Annotated in this window: 3 protein-coding genes; all 3 read right to left on the bottom strand. The window is 71.0% G+C overall.

All coding sequences use genetic code 11. From position 1 onward, the window contains the following. The coding region (locus ACN675_RS25360; RefSeq protein ID WP_420753461.1) for an amino acid adenylation domain-containing protein at nucleotides 1-6,040 on the bottom strand (6,040 nt) is incomplete at its 3' end. Next, nucleotides 6,037-6,726 (bottom strand): DUF6875 domain-containing protein, encoded by a 690-nt coding sequence (locus tag ACN675_RS25355; RefSeq protein WP_420753460.1) that lies wholly within the window; start codon nucleotides 6,724-6,726, stop codon nucleotides 6,037-6,039. The genes ACN675_RS25355 and ACN675_RS25360, both read right to left, overlap by 4 nt. Before the next feature lie 235 nt (nucleotides 6,727-6,961). Continuing rightward, on the bottom strand, nucleotides 6,962-10,697 hold a 3,736-nt coding region (locus ACN675_RS25350; RefSeq protein ID WP_420753459.1), incomplete at its 5' end, for a non-ribosomal peptide synthetase.

Here is a 10,697-nt window from a genome sequence, read left to right as displayed (position 1 = left end):
GGGCCGCATGGGTCACCTGCTCGCGCGCCAGCAGCTCGGCGAGCTCGCACCCACCGAACACTCCGGGCGGAGAGATCACCAGGCGGCCACCGGATCCGAAGGCCCACAGCATCTCCAGCACCGCCGCGTCGAAACTCGGCGACGCCGCGTGCAACACCCGCGCGTGCGGACCGAGCCCGAACCGGGTGCGCTGCTCGGCCACCAGGTTCGCCAGGCCGGCATGCGTGACCTCGACGCCCTTGGGCACACCTGTCGACCCGGACGTGTAGATCACGTATGCGGCCTGCTCGGGCCGCACCGGCACCCGCACCTCCCGGTACCGGGAGCCGTCGGCCAGGGCAGTCGCGGAGACGGGTATCCAGGGGACGGAGCCAGGCAGCTCTTCGGCTCGGTCAGGGGTCGTAAGACCCAGCACGGCACCGGAATCGGCGAGCATGTGCTCGATCCGCCCGGACGGGTAGCCGGGGTCGACGGGGACGAACGCGGCCCCGGTCTTCGCGACCGACCACACCGACAGCACCGACTCCACCGACCGCGGCACCGCGATCGCCACCACCGATTCCGGGCTCGCTCCTGCTTCGATCAACCTGTGCGCCAGCCGATTCGACGCGTCATCCAGCTCGCGGTATGTCACTCGACGATCTCCGCAGACGACGGCGATCGCATCCGGATCGGTCGTCGCCGACGCCGTCAGCAACTCGGACAGAGTCCTCGGTGGCAGTGCGGGTGCGCCCGACGCCGGCACCAGGTGGCGGTGTTCGTCCGGAGAGAGGATGTCGATCGTCTCGATCGGCGCCGACGGGTCGGCGGTGACGTCCTCGAGGATGCGCACGAACCGTTCGGCGAACGCCCGCACGGTCGTCTCCGCGAGGAGGTCGTCGGCGTAGACGAACGCAGCCGATATTCCTTCGGGTGCACCGTTTTCGGTGAACTCCTCGACGAGACCGAGGTGGAGGTCGTAGCGTGCGACGCCGGGATCGAGCAGGATCGGCTCGACCGTCAGGCCCGGCAGTTCCAGGCGCGCGGCCTCGGTGTTCCGGAACTCCAGCATCACCTGGAACAGCGGCGAATACGCGGTCGAACGCTCCGGATCCACGGCGTCGACGACCTGATCGAACGGGACCTCGGCGTGTGCGAATGCTCCGAGCGCGCTCTCCCGCGCCCGGCCGAGAAGTCCGGTGAACGGACCGGCCGGGTCCACCGCGGTCCGCAGCACGATCGTGTTGACGAACATGCCCACCACGTCGTCGAGCGCGGCCTCTCCCCGGCCGGCGACCGGGGTGCCGACACTGATGTCGTCGGATCCGCCGAGCCGGGCCAGCAGCACCGCCAGCGCAGCGTGCATCACCATGAACATCGTCGAATCATGTTGCCGGGCAAGTTCTCGAAGGCGGCGGTGCAGTTCGGAATTCAATCTGAAGTCCGCCGTGCCCGCGTGCAGCGACCGGTGTACCGGGCGGGGCCGGTCCCACGGCAGTTCGAGCACCGCGGGCGCGCCGGACAACGTCCGCCGCCAGTATTCGAGCTGGGCCCCGGCACGCGAATGCTGGTCCGTGGCGCTGCCGAGAACCTCCCGCTGCCACAGGGTGTAGTCGACGTAGTCGACCGGCAGCGGCACCCAGACGGGGGCGTGGCCGTCGCGGCGCGCGCTGTAGGCGATCATGACGTCCCGGGCCATCGGCACCATCGACGAACCGTCGGCCGCGATGTGGTGCACCACCATGACGAGGGCGTGCTCGGCCGGGCCGGTCCGGAACAGTGCGGTCCGGATCGGGGCGGCGCGGCTGACGTCGAAACCGGTTCCGCCCAGCTCCGCGATGCGGGCCCGCAGGGTCGTCTCGTCGGGAACCACGGTCGGCGTCAGGTCGGACAGCACCGCCTCGACGGGGAGCGTGACCTGATGCGGCCCGTCCTCGGAGCCGGGGTACACGGTGCGCAGCGTGATGTGCCGTTCGAGGACGTCGGCCAGGGCGACACGAAGGGCGTCCGGATCGAGATCGCCGGTCAGCCGCAGCGCGATGGGGATGTTGTAGGCCGGGGAGCCGGTGTCGAGCTGGTTGACGAGCCACATGCGCTGTTGTGCGAGGGACAGCGGGATCCGGTCCGGGCGCGGGAGGCGAGCCAGGGCGGGCCGGGATCCGGCCGCGGTATCCCGGGTGCTCACTCGGGCGGCCAGTGCCGCCACGGTCGGCGCCTCGAACAGATCGCGGACTCCGATGCCCGAGCCGAGCGCGGTGTTCACCCGGGCGACCACCCGCGTCGCACTGAGGGAGTTGCCGCCGAGGTCGAAGAAGTTCGCGTCGATGCCGAGTTCACCGGTGCCGAGCACGTCGGCGAAGGCCGTCGCGATCGCCGACTCGCGGGCGGTGCGGGGTGCGCGGAACTGCTCGGGCGCCGCGAAGTCCGGCGCGGGCAGTGCCGCGCGATCGAACTTGCCGACCGGAGTACGCGGGATGTCGTCGAGGACGACCACGGCAGCCGGGACCATGTAACCCGGAACCCGTGCGCGCACGTGCTCGGTGAGCGCGGCGACGTCGGGTTCACCGTCGGACGGGACGACATAGGCCACCAGAACGGTGTCGCCGCCCGGCCCGGGCCGCCCGACGGTGACGGCGAAGCGCACACCCGGATGGGAGGCCAGGGCGGCGTCGATCTCGCCGAGTTCGATGCGGAGCCCGCGGATCTTCACCTGGAAGTCGGTGCGCCCCAGGTAGTCCAGTTCGAGTCCACCATCGTCGGCGCGCCGCCATCGCACGACGTCGCCGGTCCGGTACATCCGGCTGCCGGGTCCGCCGACCGGGTCCGCGACGAACCGGCCCGCGGTCAGGTCCGGCCGATTCCGGTAGCCCCACGCCAGGCCGGGGCCCGACAGGTACAGCTCTCCCGCCACACCGACCGGCACGGGTCGCAGCCGCTCGTCGAGGACGAGTTCGGCGATGCCGCGGATCGGTCCGCCGATGCCGACCGGGCCATCCGCCGCGACCGTACCGAGATTCGACATGACCGTCACTTCGGTCGGCCCGTACGCGTTGAACATCGCCCGGCCGGGCGCCCACCGCGCCACGAGTTCCGGCGCGCAGGCCTCACCGGCCGCCACCAGGCACCGGAGCGACCCGCGCCCGGCGGGGTCGAGGGAGGCGAGCACCGACGGTGTCAGAACCGCGTGGGTCACCGCGTGGCGGTCCATCAGCGCGGCGAGAGCGTCTCCGCCGTAGGTGCCCGGGGGTGCGATCACCAGTTGCGCGCCGGAGCCGAAGGCCCACAGCATCTCGAAGACCGACGCGTCGAAACTCGGGGACGCGAAGTGCAGCACGCGGGACGCGGGGTCGGCGCCGAACCGCTCCCGTTCTTCCGTCGCCAGACACGTCAGGCCCCGGTGCGACACGACGACACCCTTCGGGGTTCCCGTGGAACCGGACGTGTAGATCACGTACGCCGGGTGATCCAGATGCAGCGGCGCGTTGCGGTCCCGGTCGGTGATCGGCTGCGGCGAGTGCGCGGCCACCGCGTCGACGGTGGCGGGTTCGTCGATCGGCATCCACGGCACGTCCCCGGGCAGCGTCGGAGCCGAACCGGTGACGGTCAGCCCGAGTGCCGCCCCCGAATCGGAGAGCATGTGCTCGATGCGCACGGACGGGTAGGTGGGGTCGACCGGGACGAAGGCAGCCCCCGTCTTCGCGACCGCCCACACCGCGAGCACCGACTCGTACGAGCGCGGGATCGCCACGGCGACCGTCGTTCCGGGCCCGGCGCCTCGCCCGATCAGCAACCGCGCCAATCGATTCGATTCGGTGTCGAGCCGGCCGTAGGTGATCCGCCGGTCCCCGCACCACACCGCGACCGCGTCGGGCTCGCTGCCGACCGACGCCGCCAGCAGATCCGGCAGGGTGGCTGCTGGGACCACGACTGCCCCGGTGACCGGGGTCAGCTCGGCGCGTTCGCTCGGCGAGAGGACGTCGAGATCGCCGATCCGCACCGTAGGTTCGGCCACGCCCTGTTCGAGAATGTGGCGGAACCGTTCCGCGCAGGCGCGCACGGACGCCGCGTCGACTGCGGCGGTGTACTCGAAGTCGATCGTCAGGCCGGCGGGGTGGCAGGCGTCGGTGAACGTCTCGGCGACGGTCACCCGGACATCCCCGAATCCGTCGCGGTCGCCGGGAGCGGGGGCGGTGATCGACACACCGGCGACGCCGGAATAGGTCGCTTCGCGCACTCCGAGCACGACCTGACACAGCGACGGCGACTCCCCGGCCTTCGGCAGCTCGTCCAGGACCCGCGCAAGCTCGATCCCGGTGTGGGAGAACGCACCGAGTTCGCAGTCGCGTGTCCCGGCGACGGCGACAGAGAACGTGGTTTCGTCCTCGACCCGCGTGCGCAGCACGACGGCATCGACGCCGGTCTCGGCGCGCACAGGGGCGCCGATCGTGATGTCGTCGGAATCGACGGATCTGCTCAGCGCAACGGCGAGCGCGGTGTGCACGACCGAGTAGGTCCGGGTGTCGTGGGCCCTGGCCAGGCATCGCGCCCGGCGGTGCGTCCTGGCATCGACGGTGACGCGGGTGCGGTCCCCGTGTTCCGGATGCGCGGACGTCGGGCTGCTCGCCAATCCGCCGGACGTCGGCAGGTTCGCGAGGGTGCGACGCCAGTAGTCGAGGTGCTGCGCCGCGGCGCGCCTGCGCTCGCCGGCACGCACGCTGTGGGGATGGATCGCGGACAGCGGCGTATCGGGCGCCGAGGACACGAATTCCTGGACGAATCCGACGAATCCACGATGGAGTTCGTGCAACTCGTCGTCCCGATAGCGGCCGGGGTTGCCCCGGAATTCGAGGTAGGTCGTCGGCGGTGTGCCGCTCTGGTACACGTTGACCAGCAGGTCCTCGACCGGTCCCGACGTGAGCACATGGAATTCACCGACGAGCGGCCCGAGAACGATCTCCTCGTGGAAGAGCATGACGTTCACCATCGGGGCACTCGCCCGGCGGGTGTCGGTGCCGAGGTCACGCATGATCGTGGCGAGGTCACCGCGCTGGTGCCGCAACGCCCCCACCAGTTCCAGCTGCACCCGGTCGACGAGGGCGCCGGCCGTGTCGTCGGGTCGCACCGCGATCCGCAGCGGCGCGACGTTGACGACCATGCCCCCGGATCGGCGCAGCACGGCGGTGGTGCGGCCGGACACGGGAATGTCGACGCGCACCTCCGGCCGGCCCGTCAGCCGCGACAGGTAACAGGCGAATCCGGCGATGATCGAGGCCGCCGAGTTTCCGCTCGCGCGGTTGTCGGTGTCGAGGAGCCGGGCCGCGGTGGCATCGGCGAGCGCGGCGGTGACCAGGGTGTTGTCGGCGACGGCCGGGGCGTGGCGCTCGCTCGGGCTCGAGCCCTCCGCCAACCCGGCGAGCCGTTCGGCCCAGTACTCGCGGTCGGAGTCGAAGCGCGCCGACTCGCAGTAGCGGCGGTCGAGGTCGTACAGCGCACGCAGGTCGGCGGCGCCGTGAGGTTCGGGGTCGCGTCCCTCGACCGCTCCGGTGTACAGCGCCGCGATCCGCTTCACCATGGTCATCGCGCCGTACCCGTCCAGGGCGACGTGGTGGATCCGGCTGTACCACAAGTAGTGCTCGTCGCCGAGTCGCAGGATCGACGACGCGACGAGCCGGTCGGTGGCCGGATCCATCGGCGCCGTGTAGTTCGCGTGCATCCAGGCGTGGGCCGCCGCGACCGGGTCCTCGTGGGCTCGGAAGTCGAGCACCTCGAGGTGGGAGTCGAGCGTCGGATCGACCACCTGGTACGGCTCCCCGTCGACCTCGGTCAGACGCAGGAACCCGGAACCGAACTCGAGCCCGGCCACGACGGACACCCGGTGGAACAGGTCGACGTCGAGCGCCCCGTGGAATTCCACGTACTGGGCGATGCACAGCGGCACCTCGGGTGCGAGTTGCTGCGCGAACCACATCCCGTGCTGGGCAGGTGAGAGGGGAAACGGGGTCCTGCTGTCCTTTCCGGCCGGCCCGGTGGAGGCAACGGGCGCGGCCGAGTCCGTGCTCATGACGCCAGTTTCTCCGCAATCTCGGAGCGGACCGAGGACGGGACCGAACCCGCGAACTTCTTCAGGTAGGCCAGGACCCATTCCCGGTCGGTCGTCAGGAACGGGAAGTCCGAGCCGACCATGTGCCGGACGGCGAGCATGGGCAGCGGCGCGTCGAGAGCCTGGAACTCGCTGTTGCGCAGACCGGACACCGTGCAGCCCGGGTAGAACTGGCCGAGCATGAGGCCCTGAACGACGAAGTCGGACTTGCGTTCGTTCTGCACGCGCTCGATCAGCTCGTAGTCCGTCAGATCGGGGAAGACCACGACGACGGCCTTGAGGGCTGCGTCGGCGCCGGTGTCCGGCGGAAGTGCCGGGAACAGTTCGGCGAGGTCGTCGGCGATGGCGCGCATCCGGTCCTCCCCGACGTCGGTGCCGGGGACGAACGCTGCCCAGAACAACCGCCGGGTGATCGAGGGGCCGGCGAACGGGCAGACCGGGCCGCGCCTCCCGAGGTCCCGGTGCGGGTGGCACAGGTAGTCGACCGCCCAGCGGCGAACCGTCGGTGCGCTGGGGTGCTCGTCGATGGCGAAACCGTCGAAGAGGCTGACGAGTTCGATGCCCGACCGAGGGCCGCGTACGGAGGGACCGGGAGGGGTGAGCGCCGGGGACGCTGCGGTGTCCAGGCGACGAGTTGTTGCCGGCATTAGCTTCTCCAAGTAACTGTAACTGTGGGTGGTCGGGACCCATGGCGGTCCGCTTGTGGAAATGTCCGCGATCGGTGCTGACGACAACTATCGGCCGCTTCACCGGCGGGGTCACGAGTAGTGCGCTACCTGTATCGCGCTCCGGAAGGGGTAGCGCGCAACGTGCTGGACTCTCGCTGTCGTGACACAACTAGAATCTCGCGATCCGCTCGGCGCCACCAGTACCCAAGGGGGTTCATGTGCTCACCCCGTCCGCACGAAGCAGGTGCTGGGCGAGCTCGGGACCGATCTCGGCCAGGGCCTGCGGGCTCGTCAGCTCCTGGTGTGCGGCTCGCACCGCGTGTTCGTCGATCCGGCCGGCGACGTGCGCCTGCCAGGCAGCTGCGGCGGTGGGGTCCCCGGCGGATTCCGCGGCCGCGAAGTACAGCACATCGATGTCGGGCGAGGCCGACGGACTATGTGTGACAGCGAGTTCCACCGTCGCGGTGAACACCCGGTGCAGCATCTCGACACGTTCCGCCGTTACCGCGTCGAACAGGCCGCCGGTGCGGCGCAGCACGTCCGCGGCCTGTTCCGCGGTGAACGTGTCGCCGGCCGGCAGGTCACCGAACTCGGCGAGCAGTTCGGCCAGGGTCAGCGGTGCGATCCGGAGATCGGTGTCGCCCAGCAGATGCGAGTCGAGCATCGTGAGGGTCGCGACCGTCCCGGACCCGAGCCGCACGGCCATCTCGTGGGCGATCTGGCCGCCCACCGAGTACCCCACCAGGTGGTACGGGCCGTCCGGATGCACGGACCGGATCAGCTCGATGTAGCGGTCGGCGAGGTCGCCGAGGTCGGCGAACTGCGCCTCGGGGTCGGTGAGCGCCGGGGACTGCAGGCCGTACACCGGACGATCCCCGAGGTAGGGCACCAGACCGGTGAAGCACCATGCCAGGCCGATCGCCGGGTGGATACAGAACACCGGCGTGCCTTCGTCGCCCGGGCGCAGCGGAAGCAGCGGCGCGAGCGCGTCGTCGGCTTCGTGGTCCGGCGCGGTGGTGATCCGGTGGGCCAGGGATTCCGGGGTGGGGTCGGTGAAGATCCACTGCACCGGCACCTGCCGGCCGACCCGGTCCGAAATTTCGGCCATCAGCACGGTCGCGCTCAGGGACGTGCCGCCGAGAGCGAAGTAGTTGTCGTCCAACCCGACCCGGTCGATCCCGAGATCTTCGGCGAACGCGTCGGCGACGACGGTCTCGGCGGGGTCGCGCGGAGCCCGGTAGGCGACGCGGGTGTGCTCCGGTCGTGGCAGGGCGGCCCGGTCGAGCTTGCCGTTCGCGGTGACCGGGACCCGGTCCAGGACGGTGACGGTCGCGGGAACCATGTGCGGTGCGAGCCGGGCACGGGCGTGGCCGAGCACGGCGTCGACGTCGACCTCGGAGCCGGGGGCCGCGACGACGTAGCCGGCGAGCCGGTCGCCGTCGGCGTGGGCGACGGCGTGCGCGACACCGGGATAGCCGAGCAGCGCCGATTCGATCTCGCCGAGTTCGATGCGGAATCCGCGGACCTTCACCTGCTGATCGGAGCGGCCGACGTAGTCGAGTTCGAGCGTCCCGTCGTCACGGCGCCGCCAGCGCACCAGATCCCCGGTGCGGTACATGCGCTGCCCGTCCGCGGCGGCGACGAACCGTGCCGCCGACAATCCGGGACGGTTGCGGTAGCCGCGGGCCAAGCCGGGACCGGACAGGTACAGTTCCCCCACCACCCCGACCGGGATCGGCCGCAGCCGCTCGTCGAGCACCAGTTCGGCGAAACCGCGGATCGGGCCGCCGATCGTAACCGGTTCTCCTGCAACGAGAGCGCGACCTGCATTGGACTGGATTGTCGTTTCCGCGGGACCGTAGGTGTTCACCATGGTCCGGCCCGGGGCCCACCGCGCGACGAGTTCCGGCGGGCAGGCCTCGCCACCGACGATGACCGTGCTCAGATGGTCGAGCCCGTCCGGATCCACCGTGCCCAGCGCCGCGGGCGTGAGTGCCACGTGCGTGACCTGCTCGCGTGCCAGCAACTCGGCCAGTTCCCGCCCGCCGAACACTCCGGGCGGGGAGATCACCAGACGCCCGCCGGCCCCGAAGGCCCACAGCATCTCCAGCACCGCCGCGTCGAAACTCGGCGACGCCGCGTGCAGCACCCGCGCCTGCGGACCGAGCCCGAACCGGGCGCGCTGCTCGGCCACCAGGTTCGCCAGGCCCGCGTGCGTGACCTCCACGCCCTTGGGCACGCCCGTCGACCCGGACGTGTAGATCACGTACGCGGCATGCTCCGGTCGCACCGACCCCCGGACCTCCAGGAACCGGTCCTGGTACCGGGAGCCGTCGGCCAGGGCAGTCGCGGAGACGGGCAGCCACGGGACGGAGTCGGGCAGGCGATCGACCGCGTCGGCGGTGGTGAGGCCGAGCGAGGCGCCGGAGTCGGCGAGCATGTGCTCGATCCGCCCCGCCGGGTAGCCGGGATCGACGGGGACGAATGCGGCCCCGGTCTTCGCGACCGACCACACCGCCAGCACCGACTCCACCGAGCGGGCCATCGCGATCGCCACCACCGACTCCGGTCCGGCGCCCGAAGCGGACAGGGTGTGCGCCAGTCGATTCGACTGCTCGTCGAGCTCACGGTAGGTCAGCCGGTGCTCCCCCGCGACCACGGCGATCGCGTCGGGGTCGGCGGACGCCGCGGCGGCGAACAGCTCGGGCAGGGTGACGGCGGGGACCGACGCACCGCCCGACACCGGGACCAGTTCGGCGCGTTCGTCGTCGAGCAGGTCGAAGGCGCCGAGCGGACGCGTCGGCTCGGCGACGACGGCGTCGAGCAACCGCACGAACCGCCGCGCGAACCTGTCGACGGTGTCGCGATCGAATATGTCTGTGGTGTAGCCGAATTCGGCATTCATGCCGGCGGGGGCGCCGGAGCGGTCCCGGGTCTCGTCGATGCTCAGGTACAGATCGCACTTGGCGACCTCCAGATCGACGTCGACGGTCTCGACGGTCAGTCCCGGCAGATCGAGGCGGGTCGCGTCGAGGTTGCGGAACTCGAGGAGCACCTGGAACAGCGGCGAGTGCGCAGAGGATCGCACCGGGTCCAGCGCCCGGACGACGTGGTCGAACGGGACGTCGGCGTGCCCGAACGCGGCGAGATCATCGTCGCGCACCTGGGCCACCAATTCGCCGAAGGTGGACTGTGGTGCGATGCGGGTGCGGAGGGTCACCGTGTTGACGAACATGCCGACCAGGTCGTCGAGCGCCGCGTCGCCACGGCCCGCCACCGGCGTTCCGATCGCGAGATCCGATGTGCCCGAGAGCTTCCCGAGAAGCACCGCCAGCGCGGCATGCACGACCATGAACACTGTGGCGTCGTGCTCGCGGGCCAGCTCGGTTACCGCGCGGTGCAGGTCCGGGCCGAACCCGAACGGCACGGCGGCCCCGTGCACGGAGCGGTGCATCGTCCGCTCCCGATCGGTCGGCAGTTCGAGCAGTTCCGGCAGCCCGTCGAGTGTGCGGCGCCAGAAGTCGATCTGCGCGGTCGCGAGCGAGGCCGGGTCGGTGTCGTCGCCGACGACCTCCCGCTGCCACAGGGTGTAGTCGGCGTAGTGCGCGGGCAGCGGCGCCCACTGCGGTGCCTGCCCCTGCGCGCGGGTCGTGTACGCGAGCATGACATCCCGCGCGAGCGGCGCCATCGAGAAGCCGTCGGCCGCAATATGGTGCAGCACGATCGCGACGACATGCTCCTGCGAGCCCAGCCGGAACAGGGCGGTGCGGATCGGGACGTCGACGCTCACGTCGAACCCGGCAGCCGCGACGGCGCGCAGCCGTTCCCGCAGCTCGGTTTCGCCCGCCACCGGCACCGGCGTGAGATCGGCGGTGACGCTGCCGGCGGGCAGCACGACCTGATGCGGGCCCTGCGCGGACGCCGGGTGGACGGTGCGCAGCGACTCGTGC

The sequence above is a fragment of the Rhodococcus sp. O3 genome (assembly GCF_048897285.1).
GTDB lineage: Bacteria > Actinomycetota > Actinomycetes > Mycobacteriales > Mycobacteriaceae > Rhodococcus.
Note: the sequence above shows the minus strand (reverse complement) of the source record. Positions and strands in the feature narration are given on the sequence as shown.

Bases quoted from the DNA above. Each gene is read 5' to 3' on its own strand.
- ACN675_RS25355 (WP_420753460.1), bottom strand. From the start codon at position 6,726: ATGCCGGCAACAACTCGTCGCCTGGACACCGCAGCGTCCCCGGCGCTC.